Below are 17,416 nucleotides of genomic sequence, written 5' to 3' on the forward strand. Positions count from 1 at the left end.
AATGGTCCGGCACTGTTTTTTTGTGACATGAACCAGCGGATGTTGTGATGGACGATAGCCAGACGATCGGCTCTGGGCGGGACTGGTTCCTGACTGGCATGAAGGGCATTTTCAGCCTGCCCGCCATCATCCTGATGCTGTCCTTCGTCGGCTTCTGTGCCTTCACCGCCCAGGCCGGCATTCCCATGGAGCAGGTGGTCTTCATGACGGGTGTCGTCTGGGCCTTGCCGGCAAAGGTCATTCTCGTCAGCTCCATCCTCGGCGGCGCCAATCTGTTGACTGCGTTCATCGCGGTCACCCTGTCTTCCATCCGGCTAATGCCGATGGTGGCTGCCCTGGTTCCGGAAATCCGCACGGAGAAAACACCCACCTGGCTGCTGCTTTTCCTGTCGCATTTTGTGGCGATCACTGCCTGGGTGTTCGCGATGGAACGAGTGCAGGCGGTGCCGCGCGAGCGGCGGATCGCGTTTTTCGCCGGCTTCGGCATCACGCTCGTGCTTGCGAACATGCTTCTGGTGGCAATCGTCTATCAGTTCGTCGCCGAGTTTCCGCCGATTGTTGCCGGCTGCCTGTTCTTCCTGACGCCGGTTTATTTTCTCGCCTCGATCTGGAGCTCCGCGCGCCATCCGGTGATCTATGTGGCACTCGCGGTCGGGCTCATTGCCGGCCCGCTGTTTTACTGGCTGGCACCGGAGTTCGACATTCTGCTGGCAGGCGTTGGCGGCGGCACGCTTGCCTGGGCGGCCGAGCGCAGCTGGCGCCGTCGCAAGGAGGTTCGCGCTTGACCGTGCTTGAAGGCTGGTGGGCCTATGTCTTCATCGCGATTGCCGGTTGGCTCGCGACCGATCTCTGGCGCTGGCTTGGCGTGCTGGCCGGCAACAGGCTGCGCGAGGATTCGGAAGCCTTGAACTGGGTGAGGGCGGTTGCAACCGCGCTGGTGGCGGCCGTCATCGCCAAGCTGATCCTCTATCCGACCGGTGTTCTTGAACAGTCTCCCCTCTGGCTTCGCCTCGGATCGGTGGCCGCGGGCGCAATCGCCTTTTTCATCGGTCGCCAGAAGCCGGCAATCGGTATCGCCACAGCCATCGCTGTGCTGGCGGCCAGTCTCTATTTCCTTGGCTTTTGAAGAACTCAATCCGCGACGCTTATCCAATTTTTAAGCGGGGCTGTATAAAATACCGCGCGTTGAGGGTACAGCGATGATTTTTCTTCCCGTCGAGCGTTTCATTCTGATCGTACTGGCTACACTGTTCTCTCTGGATTGCGTGCTGGTTATTTTCAAGGGTGTTGAAATTGATTTCGCTGGGTATGCAAGCCTCGGCTCTATTGGCCTGGCAATGGTTGCGCTGGGACAATTTTATAGGACTGTTCGGCCAGACTTTCGGGTTTCGACGACTGTAACGGCAACCGGTCTGTTCATCCTCTTCACGCTTTGCGGCTCAATTTTCAATTACATGTTGTTGCCCGTCCAGTTTGCCACAATCGATGGTGCGCTTGGGCGAATCGATTCAGCGATGGGTTTCTCTTGGCTTCAAACCATGATTTGGCTGTCAGGATATCCATTTCTGGTATCTCTGCTTCACATCGTCTATATCAGTTCACTGCCCCAGATGATCGTCGTCATTCTTATTCTCGGGTTCAGTGGCAGGACGCATTCGTTGTACCGGTTCTTGTTGACGGGTATGATCGGTGTGTCAATCGCAATGATTTTCTGGTTCTTCTTCCCATCGTTCGGCACCGCAGCTTTGTATCCGTTGCCTCCGGCCGTGCGTGAAGGCATGGCGCTTGCCGTCGGGCCGGAATACGGTGCGCAACTGAACCGCCTTGCACTCCAAGGCGCAAGTTATTTAACGCCAAAAGATGTACTTGGTCTCATTGCGTTTCCTTCGTTCCACACCGTTATGGCGTGTATGGCAGTCTATTTTCTGAGACATTCGAGAGGCCTCTTTTTTGCGGGTCTGGCTCTCAATTTGGTTATGTTGCCCGCCATTGTTGTTCAGGGCGGGCATCATTTGACGGATGTGTTGGGTGGTTTCGCAACGTTTTGCTTGGCGTGTTGGCTGGCCAGTATGGTGGTGCGCGAGGCCAACCAAAAACAGACCGTCCTTGCCGCTTCTGCCTAAAGCACTTCCCTAATTTTCTCGGCATTCGCCGCGAGTACCGCTCCATCTTCCATCTTGCCGGAATGCGGCCGAAGTGGCGCACCTTCCCGGCGCGGGATGACATGGAAATGCAGATGGAACACCGATTGTCCCGCCGGCGCTTCGTTGAACTGCATGATTGTCACGCCGTCGGCGTCGAAAGCATCCTGCGCTGCGATCGCAACCTTTTGGACGACTGCGATCAAGGGGCCGAGCGTTGCCGGATCGGCATCGAGAATGTTGCGTGACGCAGCTTTTGGAACAACCAGTACGTGACCCTCCGCCTGCGGCATGACATCCATGAAGGCGAGCGTGTCGTCGTCCTCGTAGACCTTGTGGGCGGGAATTTCGCCGCGCAGGATCTTGCCGAAGATATTGTTTTCGTCATAGGCGGCGCTCATCTGCGTCTCTCCTCCAAAAAAATGCCTGTCTCTGTTAGTCGTCGATCTCTTGCCGTTCGCCTTTGCGGAACGGGCTATGCTCGGCAAGGATATCGCTCATTTGCTCGACATCCTGCCGCTCGCGTTCGAGATAGTCGGCGACGGCCCGTTTCAACCCTGGATGCGCAATGAAATGGGCCGAATGAGTCGTTGCCGGCAGGTAGCCGCGCGCCAGCTTGTGTTCGCCCTGGGCACCGGCTTCAACACGCTTCAGTCCCTTTAAGATCGCGAAATCGATGGCCTGATGGTAGCAGACCTCGAAATGCAGGAACGGATGATCTTCGATCGCGCCCCAGTGACGGCCGTAGAGCGCATCGCTGCCGACGAAATTGATGGCGCCGGCAATATATTTGCCGTTGCGCTTGGCCATGACCAGCAGGATGTCGTCGGCCATGCGCTCGCCGATCAGCGAATAGAATTTGCGGGTCAGGTAAGGACGGCCCCATTTGCGGCTGCCGGTATCCATGTAGAAGGCGAAGAACTGGTCCCAGACGCTTTCCGTCAGATCCTTGCCGGTCAGCCAGTCGATGCTGATGCCGTGTTCGAGCGCCGCCCGGCGTTCCTTCTTTAGGGCCTTGCGTTTGCGCGATGCCAGCGTCTCGAGGAAGTCGTTGTGCGATGCATAGCCGTCATTGACGAAATGAAACTGCTGATCGGTCCGATGCAGGAAACCGGCGCGCTCGAATGTCGGGATTTCTGCCTCCGGCAGAAACGTCACATGTGCGGATGATACCGTGTGGCGGCGGGCGAGTTCCTGAAGCCCGGCGGCGAGAGAATCGCGGACCACGGCGGTGTCGGCTGTCGTTGCGGCCAGAAGCCGCGGCCCTGTCGCCGGCGTGAATGGAACCGAGCATTGCAGCTTCGGATAATAGCGCCCGCCGGCGCGCTCCAGAGCATCCGCCCAGCCGTGGTCGAAAACATATTCGCCCTGGCTGTGGTTCTTCAGATAGCAGATCAGGCCGCCCGAAAGGCCGCCATTGCCGTCTTCCATCAAGAGGTGCTGGCCGAGCCACCCGGTGTCGGCCGTGGCCGAACCGGATTCCTCCAGCGACGAAAGATAGGCGTGGGAAACGAACGGATTGTAGAGACCGCCGTGTTGCCCCCTGGCGGTCCCGGACAATCCGTCCCAGCTTTGCTTCGAAATATCCTGAAAGGACGTTTCGACGCGGATTTTGACTTCGCTTGTCATCCTTTAGGCGATAAGCCTTTCGCTTGGATCGAAACCCTCGAATGTCATCTGATCGGCATGGCGGAACGTGTGATCGACGCCAGCCTGATCGCGGACGGTCCAGGTCAGAATGGGTCGGCCAAGCGAGCGTTCCTTGGTGATAAACGAATTTGGCAAATCTCCATAGAAATAGGAAATGAAATCAAGCCCCAGCTGCATCGCTTCTTCGTGAACGAAGAACTGCTCCGGCTGGTTGCCTCCGGCCGTCAGGCCGAGCGGATAGGATGGGGCCTGGGCCTTGAGATCCTTCAGCAGCCAGTGGTCGAAACTCATCAGCGCGACATGGCCCTGGTAGTTTTCGAGCGTTTCCAGCACCGCGTCGGCAAAACCGTCGTCGTCGCCCTTGCGGCCCTTCAGCTCGAGGACGATCGGCACGCGGCCTTTCACCAGCCTGAGAAGCTGGCCAAGGGTCGGGACCTTGTCGGCCGTGCCGCCGATGGCAACGAGACCGAGTTCGCCGGCCGTCTTTTCGCGGATATCGCCCTTGATGCCGCAAAGCCGCAGCATGTCGTCATCGTGGAAGACCACCGGCACGCTGTCGGCGGTGTATTGCAGGTCGCACTCGATGGCAAAGCCGTGTTCGGCCGCCCTTGCAAAGGCCGAGAGGGTGTTTTCCCAGATGGCATGGTTCATGTCATGATAGCCGCGATGAGCGACCGGTTGTGCCGTCAGCCAGGACAGGTCTTTCATGGTATGCCGTCCGCTCAAGCGATTTCGATCACGGCGTCGATTTCGACGGCGGCATTGAAGGGCAGGGCGGCCATACCGACGGCGGCACGAGCGTGGATGCCGGCGTCGCCAAGAACCTTGGCAATCAGGTTGGATGCACCGTTCATGACCAGATGCTGCTCGATGAAGGTCGGCTTGGAGGCGATAAAGCCGTTGAGTTTGACGATGCGGCGGATGCGCGAGAGATCACCGCCGAGCGCTGCCTTGGCCTGGGCCAGGATGTTGATGGCGCAGAGTTCGGCCGCGCGCTGGCCGGTCGCAACATCGATGCCGTCGCCGAGGTGCCCGGTGATCGCGACCTTGCCGTTTTCCATCGGCAGCTGGCCAGAGATATAAAGATGTGAGCCGCTGATGACGAAGGGAACATAGTTGGCGGCGGGCGCTGCGGCCTGCGGCAGGGTGATTCCCAGTTCCCTGATGCGTGCTTCTATCTCTGCGGACATGGATAACTCCGGTCATTGTTGTGTTTTGTCGTCAAATGCTGCATGCAAAGCTTGATTCATGAAGTGATAAAATACCGCTTCGCGATCATCGATGCCTCGCTTTTGCCGGATGTGTTCTTATAGCATCGGCGGCGAGTCCAACAGGAGGAAACGGATGTTTCGTTCAGGCTTTGCCTCTGTCATTCTGGCATGGGCGTGTTTCTCAGGCGTGACGGTCGGCGGTGCCTCCGCAGCGTCCGCCAACATCCTGGCGCCTCATCGTGCGGTCTATGATCTGGAATTGAAGGATGCATCGGAACGCTCCGGAATTTCCGGAATGTATGGCCGGATGGTCTATGAATTCAATGGCTCCGCTTGCGAGGGCTATACTGTCAGCTTCCGTTTCGTCACCAAGGTCGATACCGGCGACGAGGTCAAGCTGACGGACCAGCAGACGACGACCTATGAGGACCTGAAGAACGGAAACTTCCGCTTTTTGACGCGTTCCTTCACCGACGAGAAGCTGGACAAGGAAGTCCGCGGCTCTGCTCACGAAGCCCAGAAGGGCCTGACCGTCGATCTGACCTCGCCGGACAAGCGCAAGGTCGATCTTGCCCAGGGCTTGTTTCCGACTGAACATATGCTGGAGGTGATCGATCGGGCTAAGAAGGGCGAGAAGCTGTTTGAATCCCGTATCTTCGACGGTTCCGATTCGGGCGACAAGACACTGATCACCACGACGATGGTGGGCAAATTCCAGCAACCGGCCAAGGACGACGCGGATGCGGGAGACGTCGGCAAGGCGGGCGCGATGGCGGCTAAGCCTTATTGGCCGGTGACGATTTCATACTTCAACGACGAGGCGACCGGCGACGCGCTGCCGATCTACCGCATGGAGTTCAAGCTCTATGAAAACGGCATCACCCGCGATCTGACCATGGACTACGGCGATTTCGTCCTCACCGGCAAGCTTGCCGATCTTGAAGTGTTCAAGGAAGGCGACTGCAAATAGGCGTTAGAAGCTTACCCTGCGGTATTTCGCGCCTTCGCCCTTGATTTATCGGGCGACAGAGGGTATGGGCACCGCATTCCACACGTAAGGTTTGGGGTCGTCCGGGAGAAATCCGGACAGCTCCACCCGGTGGCACTTTCAAAGAAAGTGCTGTTTGCCTTGCGGAGGTTCAACCGGAAAAGGAGAAAAAGGCATGGCATTGCCTGATTTTAGCATGCGTCAGCTTCTGGAAGCTGGCGTTCACTTCGGTCACCAGACTCATCGCTGGAACCCGAAAATGAAGCCGTACATCTTCGGCGATCGTTCGAACGTTCACATCATCGACCTCGCACAGACCGTTCCGCTTCTGTCGCGCGCCCTGCAGACCGTCAGCGACACGGTTGCCAAGGGCGGCCGCGTTCTGTTCGTTGGCACCAAGCGTCAGGCATCTGAAATCATCGCTGACGCTGCCAAGCGTTCGGCCCAGTATTACGTCAACGCCCGCTGGCTCGGCGGCATGATGACCAACTGGAAGACGATTTCGAACTCGATCCAGCGCCTGCGCAAGCTCGACGAAATTCTCAACTCGGAAGCTTCGGGCTTCACCAAGAAGGAACGTCTGAACCTTGAGCGCGAACGCGAAAAGCTGAACCGCGCCCTCGGCGGTATCCGCGACATGGGCGGCGTGCCGGACCTGATGTTCATCATCGACACCAACAAGGAATCGATCGCCATCGACGAAGCAAAGCGTCTTGGCATCCCGGTTGTTGCGATCATCGATTCGAACTGCGATCCGGACCGCATCGACTTCCCGATCCCCGGCAACGACGACGCTTCGCGTGCGATCTCGCTCTATTGCGATCTGATCTCCCGTGCAGCGCTGGACGGCATTGCCCGTCAGCAGAGCTCGTCCGGCCGCGACCTCGGCGCCTCCTCCGATCTGCCGCTTGAGCCGGCTCTCGAAGAAGTCGCTGCCGAAGCCTGATAAGGCCGAATGGCGGGTCTGCCCGCCATTCCATTCAGACGATCAGGACGAGGCCGTTTACGACTGAAAAAGTGAACGGCCTCGTTCTTTTGCATCGGACCGGCCCATCGAGCGCTGGTCGTAACGATGCCTATCGTCGGGATGAAACCTTTCATCACGATGTCACATTCAGGGGTCATGCCCTGCCACATCCTCCTGGTATCGCGCCGGCTTTCTGGCTGCGCACCAGCCGAACAAACGAAGAGGCAAAAAAGATGAGCACTATTACTGCAGCAATGGTGAAGGAACTGCGCGAAAAGACAGGCGCAGGCATGATGGATTGCAAGAAGGCACTCGGCGAAACCAATGGCGACATGGAAGCCGCGATCGACTGGCTGCGCGCCAAGGGCATTGCCAAGGCCGACAAGAAGTCGGGCCGCGCCGCAGCCGAAGGCCTGATCGGGATCGCCAGCAGCGGTACCAAGGCCGTTGTCATCGAGCTGAATTCCGAAACCGACTTCGTTGCCCGCAACGATGCCTTCCAGGACCTCGTCCGTGGCGTTGCAGCCGTTGCTGTCGGCACAGACGGCTCGGTTCAAACGATCAGCGCTGCGAACTACCCGGCAACGGGCAAGTCGGTTGCCGAAAGCATCACCGACGCGATCGCAACCATCGGCGAGAACATGGCTCTTCGCCGTGCAGCCCTGCTGTCGGTCGAAGACGGCGTCGTCGCGACCTACATTCACAATTCCGTTGCAGACGGTCTCGGCAAGCTCGGCGTTCTCGTTGCGCTGAAGTCGACCGGCGACAAGGATGCGCTGAATACCATCGGCCGCCAGGTTGCCATGCACATCGCTGCGACCAACCCGCTGGCCATTCGCTCGACGGAAGTCGATCCGGCTGTCGCCGAGCGCGAACGCAACATCTTCATCGAACAGGCCCGCGAATCCGGCAAGCCGGAAGCAATCATCGAAAAGATGGTTGACGGCCGCATGCGCAAGTTCTTCGAAGAAGTCGCCCTTCTGTCGCAGGCTTTCGTCATGAACCCGGACCTCACCGTCGAAGCTGCCGTCAAGGAAGCTGAAAAGACCGTCGGTGCGCCGATCGAAGTTGTCGGCATGGCCCGCCTTCTTCTCGGCGAAGGCGTCGAAAAGGAAGAAACCGACTTCGCGGCCGAAGTGGCTGCCGTCGCCAAGGGTTGATTTCTTCATCCTGATTGGGAAAACCGCCATCCTGAATGGGAAACAGTCCGGGCATCGCGTGACAACGCGGTGCCCTTCGTGTATCCGGCATCATCATCACATTGACGCAGGCTCCTTCGGGGATCATCCGGGGTGATATCGGCCGCGCAAGGATGAAAGATCAGTTCCACGCACCATCTCGCATGTGTGCCTTCTTGGACAGGAGTGACGATGTCGGCCAAACCTCTCTACAAACGTGTGCTGTTGAAGGCTTCGGGCGAAGCGCTCATGGGAAACCAGGGGTTCGGGATCGATGTTGCGGTTGCTGACCGGATTGCTTCCGACATCGCCGAAGCGCGGGCAATGGGCGTGGAAGTCGGTGTCGTCGTCGGCGGCGGAAACATCTTTCGCGGTGTCGCGGTCGCGTCCAAGGGCGGCGACCGGGTGACCGGCGATCACATGGGCATGCTCGCGACCGTCATCAACGCGCTGGCGCTGGCGACCTCGCTGCGCAAGCTCGACATCGATACTGTCGTCCTTTCCGCTATCGCCATGCCGGAAATCTGCGAAAGCTTTTCGCAGCGCGCCACGCTCTTTCACCTCTCTCTCGGCCGCGTCGTGATCTTTGCCGGCGGCACGGGCAATCCGTTCTTCACCACCGATTCGGCAGCTGCGCTCCGTGCCGCGGAAATGGGGGCCGAAGCAATCTTCAAGGGTACGCAGGTGGATGGAATCTACACTGCCGATCCCAAGAAGGACCCGACAGCTACCCGCTTCGATCATTTGACGCATAGCGAGGTCCTGCAGAAGGGACTGGCCGTCATGGATATTGCAGCCGTGGCGCTGGCGCGTGAAAATAGCATTCCGATCATCGTCTTCTCGATTCACGAGAAGGGCGGGTTCGCGGAAATCTTGACCGGCGGCGGCCGGGCGACCATCGTAACAGACAATTGAGCAGTCAAAGGGTGGCCGCAATGCCGCCGCGATAAACGGGAGTTTGATCCATGAGTGAAGGTATTGACCTGAGTGACCTGAAGCGCCGCATGGATGGCGCCATTAACGCGTTCAAGAGCGATGTCGCCTCGCTGCGCACCGGCCGTGCATCGGCCAACGTACTCGATCCGGTCATGGTCGAGGCCTATGGTTCGCGTGTGCCGCTGAACCAGGTCGCCAATATCACAGTTCCTGAAGCGCGCATGCTCGGTGTTTCGATCTGGGACAAGTCGATGGTCAATGCGGTCGATCGCGCCATCCGCGAATCGAACCTCGGCCTCAATCCGATCGTTGACGGGCAGAATCTGCGCATTCCCTTGCCGGAATTGAACGAAGAGCGCCGCAAGTCGCTCGTGAAGGTCGCGCATGACTATAGCGAAAAGGCCAAGGTCGCGGTGCGCAACGTACGGCGCGACGGCATGGACAGTCTCAAAAAGGCCGAAAAAGACGGTGACATCGGCCAGGACGTGAGCCGCAGCCAGTCCGAAAAGGTCCAGAAAATGACCGATGAGATGATTTCCGACATCGACCGCTTGCTCGCCGAGAAGGAAAAGGAAATCATGCAGGTATAGTCTGCCTTTTTCCGAGTCTCTGTTTTTCGGGCTACCGATGTCAAACCCATTGATTAGAAATGTTCCCACGCATGTTGCCATCATCATGGATGGCAATGGCCGTTGGGCCAATTCGCGCGGACTTCCGCGGACCATGGGGCATCGCAAGGGTGTGGAAGCCGTGCGCGAGGCGGTTCGCACCGCCGGTGAAGTTGGTATTCGCTACCTGACGCTTTTTGCATTCTCCTCGGAGAACTGGAGCCGGCCGGAGGCGGAGGTCTCCGATTTGATGGGACTGCTGAAAGCCTTCATCCGGCGCGATCTGGCGGACCTGCACCGCCAGAATGTTCGCATCCGGGTGATCGGCGACAAGACAAATCTTCGCGGTGATATCTTGCCCTTGCTTATCGAGGCTGAGGATACAACGCGCAACAACACAGGCATCACGCTGGTTATTGCATTCAATTACGGCTCCCGCGATGAAATGACCCGCGCCATGCAGGCTTTGGCGGTTGAGGTTGCGCAAGGGAAGCTGTCTGCCGACCAGATCACCCCGGAACGCATTGCCAGCAAGCTCGACACGGCCGGCATTCCGGATCCCGACCTCGTGCTGCGCACCAGCGGTGAAGAGCGGCTGTCGAATTTCCTGCTCTGGCAGGCGGCCTATTCCGAATTGCTGTTTATTCCTGAGCTCTGGCCAGACTTCACCCGCGAGGTTTTCCTCGATGCGCTGAAGACCTATGCCGGTCGGGAGCGCCGCTTTGGCGGCCTGTCGCAGCCGACGCTCGCGGTTGGTTCCTGATGCAGAGCGAACTGCGTCTGCGCATTGTATCCGGCATAGTGCTTGCCGTCGTCACCCTCGGGGCAACCTGGGTCGGCGGGATTGTATTCGAGCTTCTGTCCGTGGCCATCGCTATGCTCGTCTATTACGAATGGTCGACGATCACGCGGCTTGCCGAGCGCGATTTTCAGGGCAATGCTTTCGGCTGGCTGGCCCAGGCGGTGATCGCCGCTCTTATCCTGTTTGGTGGCGCCGATGTGACCCTGGTGGTTCTGGCGGCGTTTGTCGTTGCCGCCGCGCTCTGGGTGTTTTTCCAGGGCGGCAGCTGGTGGCTGCCGGGCGGCATCATCTATGCCGGCCTGACCGGCATCTCGCTCTCGGCGATCCGTGGCGACAGCGATATCGGCCTGATCGCGATGGTCTTCATTTTCGCCGTGGTCTGGGCAACGGATATTCTCGCCTATTTTACCGGCCGAACGATCGGCGGTCCGAAGCTTGCACCACGCATTTCTCCCGGCAAGACATGGTCCGGTGCCATCGGCGGGACGGTTTCCGGCGTGATCGCGGGCGTTGCCGTGTTCATGACCCATTTTTCGCTGGATGACGCACGCATTCCGTTGCTGGCGCTCGCGCTGTCGGTGTCGAGCCAGGTCGGTGACCTGTTTGAATCCTATATAAAGCGCCGGTTTGGCGTGAAGGATTCGAGCAAGCTTATTCCGGGCCATGGCGGCGTCATGGACCGTGTCGATGGACTTGTTTTCGCCTGTTTTGCCGCGCTTTTGATTGCTTTGGTGCAAGTCATGTCCGCTGGCGGACAGAGTGCGCCCATGGGAGCAATCCTGCTGGCACCGTAACGGTGCCGCATACCTGATCGAGGGACCACATGGCTTACCTGGCCGATACGCTTCACCTGATTATCGGCTACATCTTGCCGTTCCTGCTGGTTCTGACGCTGCTCGTCTTCGTGCACGAGATGGGACACTATCTGGTTGGCCGCTGGTCCGGTATCCGCATTCTGGCTTTTTCCGTCGGCTTCGGTCCGGAATTGTTCGGCTATACCGACAAGCAGGGAACGCGCTGGAAGTTTTGTGCCATCCCGCTTGGCGGCTACGTGAAATTCTTCGGCGACGAAGATGCTGCCAGCGTTCCGGACTATAGCCGCCTCGAACAGTATTCGGCCGAGGATCGTGACCGTACCTTTCTGGGCGCCAAGCTGTGGAAGCGGGCTGCCACCGTTGCTGCCGGGCCGATTGCCAATTTCATTCTTGCGATTGCAATTTTCGCCGTGCTTTTCGCCATCTATGGCAAGCCGGTCGCAGATCCCGTCGTCGCGGAAGTCAAGGAAAACAGCGCTGCCGCGAAGGCCGGCGTGCTGCCGGGCGACCTGCTGGTATCCATCGACGGCACGGCTGTGTCCACCTTCGACGACGTGCGCCGTTATGTGAGCGTGCGTCCGGAGACGTCGATTACCATCCAGATCAAGCGCAAGGGCGAATTGCTCGATCTGCCGATGGTGCCGCAGCGCACGGAAATCACCGACCAGTTCGGCAACAAGATGGAGCTCGGTATTATCGGCATCCTGACGAACCAGGAGACCGGCAATTTCCGCCTGGAGACCTTTGGTCCGGCCGAGGCCGTGGTGCAGGGGGCGGTCGAAAGCTGGCATATCGTTACCGGCACGTTCAACTATCTGGGCAATCTCGTCACGGGCCGCATGAAGGCCGACCAGCTTGGCGGCCCCATCCGCGTGGCCCAGGCGTCCGGTCAGATGGCGACCATCGGTGTTGCCGCCGTCCTGCAGCTTGCGGCGGTGCTCTCAGTTTCCATTGGACTTCTCAATCTAATGCCGGTCCCGGTACTTGATGGCGGGCATCTGATGTTTTATGCGGTGGAAGCCGTTCGTGGAAAACCGGTGGGGCCGGGGACGCAGGACATCGCATTCCGTATCGGTTTTGCCATGGTTTTGATGCTGATGGTCTTTGCCACGTGGAACGACATAAGTTCGCTTCTGGGCTAGGTTTTCGGGCTTGCATCGGTGCTGCGAGCTCTTGGGGAGACGGTTGGCTTTGTTGAGAATTCAATGGGTTGATCGAAAGGAATTGTTTACGATAAAGCAATTCTGTAGTGGCCGTTAGGACACGGTTTCAATTGAAGTAAACAGAAATTAACGTGCGACCTTGCTTGTATGTAAAAAGCGGTTAAAACGGCAACCGTGACCGGAGTCGGTACGAGTTCGCTGCGGGGCATTGGGAAGAAGGTAAGATTTATGAAAGCTGGTTCAAGATTTTTGAACGCGGTGTCGGCGGTTGCGCTGTCTGCTAGCATGGTCGCAACGGGGACTGGCATTGTAACGCTTGCAAGTGCATCTGTCGCAGAAGCCGCAACGATCAGTCGTGTCGAAGTTCGCGGCGCTACCCGCGTCAGCCCCGAGACGGTCCGCGCAAATATCACCATCGTGCCAGGCAAGAGCTTCAGCAACGCTGATATCGATTCTTCCGTAAAGCGTCTCTACTCCACCGGCTATTTTTCCGACGTCAGCATCAATGTCTCCGGTGGTACGCTCGTCGTCACCGTGAGCGAGAATCAGCTCGTCAACCAGGTCGTTTTCAACGGCAACCGCAAAATCAAGGACGACAAGCTCCAGGCCGTCGTTCGTACGCGTTCGCTCGGCCCTTACAGCGAGGCGACGGCTGAATCCGATATTCAGGCCATCAAGGATGCCTATGCTGGCATCGGCCGTGAAGATGTGACCGTGACCACGCAGGTCGTTCCGATCGCGGAAGGTCGTGTCAATCTGGCCTTTGTCATCAATGAAGGTGACCGTACGAAGATCACGGCTATCAAGTTCGTCGGCAACAATGCCTACAGCAATGGTCGCCTTGAGGCGGTCATCTCGACCAAGGAATCGGGAATATTCTCCTTCCTGAACCGCAAGGACGTCTATAACGCCGACAAGTTGCGTGCAGACGAAGAATTGCTGCGCCAATTCTACTACAATCGCGGCTATGCCGATTTCCGTGTTGTCTCTTCGGATGCGGTTCTTGATGAATCGACCAACGAATACACGGTGACGATCACCGTTGAAGAAGGCGAGCGCTACGATTTCGGAGCTGTGAATGTAGAATCGACTGTCGAGGGCGTGAATGCCGAGGAACTGAAGGGGCTCGTTCGAACCTCCGAGGGCTCTATCTACAAGGCAAAAGACGTTCAGGAAAGCATTTCTGCGATTTCCAAGCGTGTCGCATCTCAGGGCTATCCGTTCGCCCGCGTGACGCCACGCGGTAACCGTGATTTCGGCAACCGCACGATCGCCGTCGATTATCTCGTCGATCAGGGCGAGCGCGCCTATATCGAGCGCATCGAAATCCGCGGCAACACCCGCACGCGTGACTACGTTATCCGCCGCGAATTCGACATGAGCGAAGGCGATGCATTCAACCAGGAAATGATCACGACGGCCAAGCGCCGTCTCGATGCCCTTGGATACTTCTCCGCGGTCAATATCTCGACCCAGCCGGGTAGCGCTTCCGACCGCGTCGTGGTTATCGTCGACGTGCAGGATCAGTCGACCGGTTCGTTCGGTATCGGTGCGGGCTATTCGGCCGGCAGTGGCGGTGGCTTCCTTCTGGAAGCCTCGATCGAGGAAAAGAACTTCCTCGGCCGCGGCCAGTACATCCGCCTTGCTGCTGGTCGTGGTGACAACAGCCGTACATACAATGTTTCGTTCACTGAGCCATACTTCCTTGGATATCGCCTGGCAGCGGGCTTCGATGTCTTCAAGAACGAAAATGATTACGATGACGACAACTATAGCTATGATGAGCAGGGTTTCAGCCTGCGCGTAACGGCGCCGATTACTGAAAGGTTGTCGACGACATTCCGCTATAATCTTTCGCAGATGGATTATAGCGGCGACAAGGCCGATCTTTCCAGCCCGTATGATCGCGCAATCAGCGGGTCCACATGGACGCGGTCGTCTATCTCGCAGACGCTGACATACAATTCGCTGGACGATGCGCAGTTGCCGCATGAAGGTATTCTCGCTTCGGCAACGCAGGAATATGCAGGTCTTGGAGGGACGTCGGATTTCTACAAACTGACGGCCAAGGCTAAGTGGTACTATACCGTAAACGACGATGCCGATATTATCGCGTCGCTTTCGGGCGGAGCGGGGCATGTGTTCAATACCGGCGGCAAGATGGAGGTCTTTGACCAGTTTCAGATCGGTAGCAATGAAATTCGTGGTTTCGAGCGTAATGGTATTGGACCGCGTAGCCAGAAGTATGGGGACGCCATCGGCGGCACGACTTACTTCACGGCTTCTGCCGAGGCGACTTTTCCATTGCCGTTCGTTTCTCGCGATGCCGGTTTCCGCGGTGCGATTTTCGCCGATGCTGGGACGCTTTACGGCAATGACGTTGACGTGACGGCTGACGACCAAGTGAGCGGGACTGGCAGTTCTCTCCGCGCGTCCGTGGGTCTCGGCTTGATCTGGGCGTCGCCCTTCGGTCCGTTGCGCGTCGACTATGCGTTCCCGATCGCCAAGGAAGATTACGACAGGGTTCAGAACCTCAAGTTCGGTATCTCGTCCTCCTTCTGATCCTTGCAGTCCAGAACTGCCTGCCAAAACTGTTCTGGAGTGTTGGCCATGGAATACAACTGGTTCTTCCCGCCGCATGAGGGGATTCGCCTGAGCGATCTGGCGGATCAGATTGGTGCGACGCTTCAAGACGCATCCTCCGCCGACCGGCTCGTCCGGTCGGTCGCGCCGGTTTATCGCGCGAAGGAGGGTGACATATGCTATATGCTGTCCCGCAAAAATCGCGAAGAGCTTGAAACCTGTCAGGCGGCGGCGATTGTCTGCGACAAGACCATGGCGCCGCTGGTTCCTTCCCATATTCCTGTTCTTTTGACGGCATATCCCCATACGGCTTTTGCTGTGGCCGGTGCGATCCTGCATCCGCAGGCGATGCGCCCTGCGCAAAATTTGACGGGAGCAGGCGGGATATCGCCGGCTGCCTTCGTCGATCCGTCGGCGCAGATCGAGGAAAATGTCGACATCGAAGCAACTGCGGTCATCGGCGCAGGCGCACATATCGGCGCCGGGACACGGATCGCCGCCGGCGCGGTTATCGGACCGGGCGTGCGCATCGGTCGCGACTGCACGATTGCGGTTGGTGCGAGCATCCTTTGTTCGCTGATCGGCGACAGCGTCATTATTCATCCCGGTGCACGGATCGGCCAGGACGGCTTCGGCAATGCGCCGGGACCGAAGGGCGGCATGATCAAGATCGTCCAGATTGGCCGCGTGATCCTGCAGGACCGTGTTGAAATCGGCGCCAATACGACGATCGATCGCGGTGCGATGGACGACACTGTGGTTGGCGAGGGTACGAAGATCGATAATCTCGTCCAACTGGGACACAACGTTCGTATTGGCCGTCACTGTGGTATAGCAGCGCAGGTCGGCATTGCCGGCAGCACGCGCATTGGTGACGGCGTCATGATCGGCGGCGCAGCCGCCATCAACGGACATATTACCATCGGCGACCGGGCACAGATCGCGGCCATGAGCGGCGTTGCCGCCAACGTGCCTGCGGGCGAACGTTACGGCGGCATACCGGCCAGGCCCATGCGCGACTTCCTTCGCGATGTCGCGGAAATGACGGCTCGGGCACACAACAGGCAGAAGAAATCGGGAGGCAATGATGAGTGAAGCAGGAACCACCGTTCTCGGCACGGCCGACATCCGGGAAATCTTGAAGCTGCTTCCCCATCGCTATCCGTTCCTGCTGGTGGACCGGATCATCGAGATCGACGGGGACAATTCGGCGATCGGCATCAAGAACGTGACGGCCAACGAGCCGCATTTTACCGGGCATTTTCCTGAGCAGCCGATCATGCCGGGCGTTCTTTTGATCGAAGGCATGGCCCAGACGGCCGGCGCGATCTGTGCTCGCAAGACCGGCGACGGCAGCAATCTCGTCTATTTCATGACCATCGACAATGCCCGTTTCCGCAAACCGGTCATTCCGGGTGATCGCGTCGAATTCCATGTCGTCAAGCAGAAGCAGCGCGGCAATATCTGGAAATTTCACTGTGATGCAAAAGTTGACGGGCAACTTGTCGCAGAAGCTGATATCGGCGCGATGATTATCAGCAAGGAAGACGCCTGAACATGATTGCAGTCACTGCGAAGATCCACCCGCTCTCGGTCATCGAAGACGGGGCGGTGATCGGCGATAACGTCATTGTCGGACCGTTCTGTCATGTCGGCCCGAAGGTGACGCTCGCAGACAACGTCGAACTGATCAGCCATGTGGTCGTACTCGGACGTACGACGGTCGGCAAAGGATCGAAGATTTTCCCATCCGCCGTGATCGGCGGCGATTCGCAGAGCGTGCATCACAGTGCCGTCGATACGACGCTGGTGATCGGCGAGAATTGCACCATCCGCGAAGGCGTGACGATGAACACCGGTACCGTCGAACACGGCGGCGCGACGATCATCGGAGACAACAATCTCTTCCTCGCTTATGCCCATGTCGCCCATGACTGCCGCCTCGGCAACAACATCATCCTGTCCAACAACGTCATGCTGGCGGGGCATGTGACGGTCGGCGACCGTGCTATTCTCGGCGGCGGTTCGGCTGTGCACCAATTTACGCGCATCGGACGCCAGGCCTTCGTCGGTGGACTTTCCGCGGTTGCCTATGACGTCATTCCCTATGGCATGCTCAACGGCAATCCGGGCTTGCTTGGCGGGCTGAATGTCGTCGGTATGAGCCGTTCCGGTATCGAGAAGCCTGTCATTCATGCCGTGCGGCGTGCCTACAAACAGATTTTCGAGGGCCCGGAATCGATCCGTGCCAATGCCGCGGCGATCCGTGACGATTACGCCGATTGCCCGCCGGCAGTTGAGATCCTCGATTTCATCGCGGCCGAAAGCGATCGCGCGCTGTCGTCGCCGACGCGGGGCAGCAAGGGCTGAGGCA

The 17,416-nt window shown here is 58.4% G+C and carries 19 protein-coding genes; 15 read left to right on the forward strand and 4 right to left on the reverse strand.

The window, feature by feature from the left end:
• The first annotated feature begins 47 nt into the window (after positions 1-47).
• The 3 genes from J2Z75_RS00790 (at position 48) to J2Z75_RS00800 (ending at position 2,123) form a co-directional block, all read left to right on the forward strand.
• The gene (locus J2Z75_RS00790) at positions 48-785 is read left to right on the forward strand and encodes an AzlC family ABC transporter permease (protein ID WP_209846303.1); all 738 of its coding nucleotides are present in this window, start codon (positions 48-50) and stop codon (positions 783-785) included.
• A complete protein-coding gene (locus tag J2Z75_RS00795; protein WP_407692722.1) occupies positions 782-1,126 on the forward strand; it encodes an AzlD domain-containing protein in 345 nt (114 codons plus the stop codon). The genes J2Z75_RS00790 and J2Z75_RS00795 overlap by 4 nt, the downstream gene beginning before the upstream one ends.
• A gap of 73 nt (positions 1,127-1,199) precedes the next feature.
• On the forward strand, positions 1,200-2,123 hold the full coding sequence (locus J2Z75_RS00800; protein WP_209846305.1) for a phosphatase PAP2 family protein: 924 nt from the start codon (positions 1,200-1,202) through the stop codon (positions 2,121-2,123).
• Here J2Z75_RS00800 and J2Z75_RS00805 read toward each other — a convergent pair.
• Genes J2Z75_RS00805 through J2Z75_RS00820 form a run of 4 tightly spaced genes read right to left on the reverse strand, consistent with a single transcriptional unit; the run spans position 2,120 to position 4,981 of the window.
• Positions 2,120-2,542 (reverse strand): HIT family protein, encoded by a 423-nt coding sequence (locus J2Z75_RS00805; protein ID WP_209846307.1) that lies wholly within the window; start codon positions 2,540-2,542, stop codon positions 2,120-2,122. The genes J2Z75_RS00800 and J2Z75_RS00805 overlap by 4 nt on opposite strands.
• A gap of 34 nt (positions 2,543-2,576) precedes the next feature.
• Positions 2,577-3,770 (reverse strand): GNAT family N-acetyltransferase, encoded by a 1,194-nt coding sequence (locus tag J2Z75_RS00810; RefSeq protein WP_209846309.1) that lies wholly within the window; start codon positions 3,768-3,770, stop codon positions 2,577-2,579.
• Positions 3,771-3,773: 3 nt separating this feature from the next.
• The gene (locus tag J2Z75_RS00815) at positions 3,774-4,499 is read right to left on the reverse strand and encodes a glycerophosphodiester phosphodiesterase (RefSeq protein ID WP_209846311.1); all 726 of its coding nucleotides are present in this window, start codon (positions 4,497-4,499) and stop codon (positions 3,774-3,776) included.
• Positions 4,500-4,513: 14 nt separating this feature from the next.
• Positions 4,514-4,981: a RidA family protein gene (locus J2Z75_RS00820; protein ID WP_209846313.1), complete on the reverse strand. Its 468-nt coding sequence runs from the start codon at positions 4,979-4,981 to the stop codon at positions 4,514-4,516.
• Positions 4,982-5,135: 154 nt separating this feature from the next.
• Between J2Z75_RS00820 and J2Z75_RS00825 the strand changes: the two genes are divergently transcribed.
• The 12 genes from J2Z75_RS00825 (at position 5,136) to lpxA (ending at position 17,412) form a co-directional block, all read left to right on the forward strand.
• Positions 5,136-5,972, forward strand: coding sequence for a cell envelope integrity EipB family protein (locus J2Z75_RS00825; RefSeq protein ID WP_209846317.1), 837 nt, complete (start codon positions 5,136-5,138; stop codon positions 5,970-5,972).
• A gap of 193 nt (positions 5,973-6,165) precedes the next feature.
• Positions 6,166-6,936 (forward strand): 30S ribosomal protein S2, encoded by a 771-nt coding sequence (gene rpsB / locus J2Z75_RS00830; protein ID WP_209846320.1) that lies wholly within the window; start codon positions 6,166-6,168, stop codon positions 6,934-6,936.
• A gap of 254 nt (positions 6,937-7,190) precedes the next feature.
• Positions 7,191-8,117 (forward strand): translation elongation factor Ts, encoded by a 927-nt coding sequence (gene tsf, locus J2Z75_RS00835; protein WP_209846322.1) that lies wholly within the window; start codon positions 7,191-7,193, stop codon positions 8,115-8,117.
• A 210-nt stretch (positions 8,118-8,327) separates the two neighbouring features.
• Positions 8,328-9,050, forward strand: coding sequence for a UMP kinase (pyrH, locus tag J2Z75_RS00840; RefSeq protein ID WP_209846325.1), 723 nt, complete (start codon positions 8,328-8,330; stop codon positions 9,048-9,050).
• 50 nt (positions 9,051-9,100) lie between these two features.
• Positions 9,101-9,661: a ribosome recycling factor gene (gene frr, locus J2Z75_RS00845; RefSeq protein WP_209846328.1), complete on the forward strand. Its 561-nt coding sequence runs from the start codon at positions 9,101-9,103 to the stop codon at positions 9,659-9,661.
• 37 nt (positions 9,662-9,698) lie between these two features.
• On the forward strand, positions 9,699-10,442 hold the full coding sequence (locus J2Z75_RS00850; RefSeq protein WP_209846331.1) for an isoprenyl transferase: 744 nt from the start codon (positions 9,699-9,701) through the stop codon (positions 10,440-10,442).
• Positions 10,442-11,275, forward strand: a complete 834-nt coding sequence (locus J2Z75_RS00855) for a phosphatidate cytidylyltransferase (protein WP_209846333.1) — start codon at positions 10,442-10,444, stop codon at positions 11,273-11,275. The genes J2Z75_RS00850 and J2Z75_RS00855 overlap by 1 nt, the downstream gene beginning before the upstream one ends.
• A 29-nt stretch (positions 11,276-11,304) precedes the next feature.
• Positions 11,305-12,438, forward strand: a complete 1,134-nt coding sequence (gene rseP, locus J2Z75_RS00860) for an RIP metalloprotease RseP (protein ID WP_209846336.1) — start codon at positions 11,305-11,307, stop codon at positions 12,436-12,438.
• A gap of 249 nt (positions 12,439-12,687) precedes the next feature.
• The gene (gene bamA, locus J2Z75_RS00865; RefSeq protein ID WP_209846339.1) at positions 12,688-15,021 is read left to right on the forward strand and encodes an outer membrane protein assembly factor BamA; all 2,334 of its coding nucleotides are present in this window, start codon (positions 12,688-12,690) and stop codon (positions 15,019-15,021) included.
• A 48-nt stretch (positions 15,022-15,069) separates the two neighbouring features.
• A complete protein-coding gene (gene lpxD, locus J2Z75_RS00870; protein WP_209846342.1) occupies positions 15,070-16,137 on the forward strand; it encodes a UDP-3-O-(3-hydroxymyristoyl)glucosamine N-acyltransferase in 1,068 nt (355 codons plus the stop codon).
• Positions 16,130-16,597, forward strand: coding sequence for a 3-hydroxyacyl-ACP dehydratase FabZ (gene fabZ, locus J2Z75_RS00875; RefSeq protein WP_037166637.1), 468 nt, complete (start codon positions 16,130-16,132; stop codon positions 16,595-16,597). Before lpxD ends, fabZ begins: the two co-directional genes overlap by 8 nt.
• A 2-nt stretch (positions 16,598-16,599) precedes the next feature.
• A complete protein-coding gene (gene lpxA / locus J2Z75_RS00880) occupies positions 16,600-17,412 on the forward strand; it encodes an acyl-ACP--UDP-N-acetylglucosamine O-acyltransferase (protein WP_407692723.1) in 813 nt (270 codons plus the stop codon).
• Positions 17,413-17,416: the final 4 nt, after the last annotated feature.

It is taken from the genome of Rhizobium herbae (assembly GCF_017873135.1).
GTDB classification, from domain to species: domain Bacteria; phylum Pseudomonadota; class Alphaproteobacteria; order Rhizobiales; family Rhizobiaceae; genus Pararhizobium; species Pararhizobium herbae.

Bases quoted from the DNA above. Each gene is read 5' to 3' on its own strand.
- rpsB (WP_209846320.1), top strand. From the start codon at position 6,166: ATGGCATTGCCTGATTTTAGCATGCGTCAGCTTCTGGAAGCTGGCGTT.
- lpxD (WP_209846342.1), top strand. From the start codon at position 15,070: ATGGAATACAACTGGTTCTTCCCGCCGCATGAGGGGATTCGCCTGAGC.
- J2Z75_RS00820 (WP_209846313.1), bottom strand. From the start codon at position 4,981: ATGTCCGCAGAGATAGAAGCACGCATCAGGGAACTGGGAATCACCCTG.
- J2Z75_RS00805 (WP_209846307.1), bottom strand. From the start codon at position 2,542: ATGAGCGCCGCCTATGACGAAAACAATATCTTCGGCAAGATCCTGCGC.
- pyrH (WP_209846325.1), top strand. From the start codon at position 8,328: ATGTCGGCCAAACCTCTCTACAAACGTGTGCTGTTGAAGGCTTCGGGC.
- rseP (WP_209846336.1), top strand. From the start codon at position 11,305: ATGGCTTACCTGGCCGATACGCTTCACCTGATTATCGGCTACATCTTG.
- J2Z75_RS00800 (WP_209846305.1), top strand. From the start codon at position 1,200: ATGATTTTTCTTCCCGTCGAGCGTTTCATTCTGATCGTACTGGCTACA.
- tsf (WP_209846322.1), top strand. From the start codon at position 7,191: ATGAGCACTATTACTGCAGCAATGGTGAAGGAACTGCGCGAAAAGACA.
- J2Z75_RS00850 (WP_209846331.1), top strand. From the start codon at position 9,699: ATGTCAAACCCATTGATTAGAAATGTTCCCACGCATGTTGCCATCATC.
- J2Z75_RS00810 (WP_209846309.1), bottom strand. From the start codon at position 3,770: ATGACAAGCGAAGTCAAAATCCGCGTCGAAACGTCCTTTCAGGATATT.
- lpxA (WP_407692723.1), top strand. From the start codon at position 16,600: ATGATTGCAGTCACTGCGAAGATCCACCCGCTCTCGGTCATCGAAGAC.
- J2Z75_RS00825 (WP_209846317.1), top strand. From the start codon at position 5,136: ATGTTTCGTTCAGGCTTTGCCTCTGTCATTCTGGCATGGGCGTGTTTC.
- fabZ (WP_037166637.1), top strand. From the start codon at position 16,130: ATGAGTGAAGCAGGAACCACCGTTCTCGGCACGGCCGACATCCGGGAA.
- J2Z75_RS00855 (WP_209846333.1), top strand. From the start codon at position 10,442: ATGCAGAGCGAACTGCGTCTGCGCATTGTATCCGGCATAGTGCTTGCC.
- frr (WP_209846328.1), top strand. From the start codon at position 9,101: ATGAGTGAAGGTATTGACCTGAGTGACCTGAAGCGCCGCATGGATGGC.
- J2Z75_RS00815 (WP_209846311.1), bottom strand. From the start codon at position 4,499: ATGAAAGACCTGTCCTGGCTGACGGCACAACCGGTCGCTCATCGCGGC.
- bamA (WP_209846339.1), top strand. From the start codon at position 12,688: ATGAAAGCTGGTTCAAGATTTTTGAACGCGGTGTCGGCGGTTGCGCTG.
- J2Z75_RS00790 (WP_209846303.1), top strand. From the start codon at position 48: ATGGACGATAGCCAGACGATCGGCTCTGGGCGGGACTGGTTCCTGACT.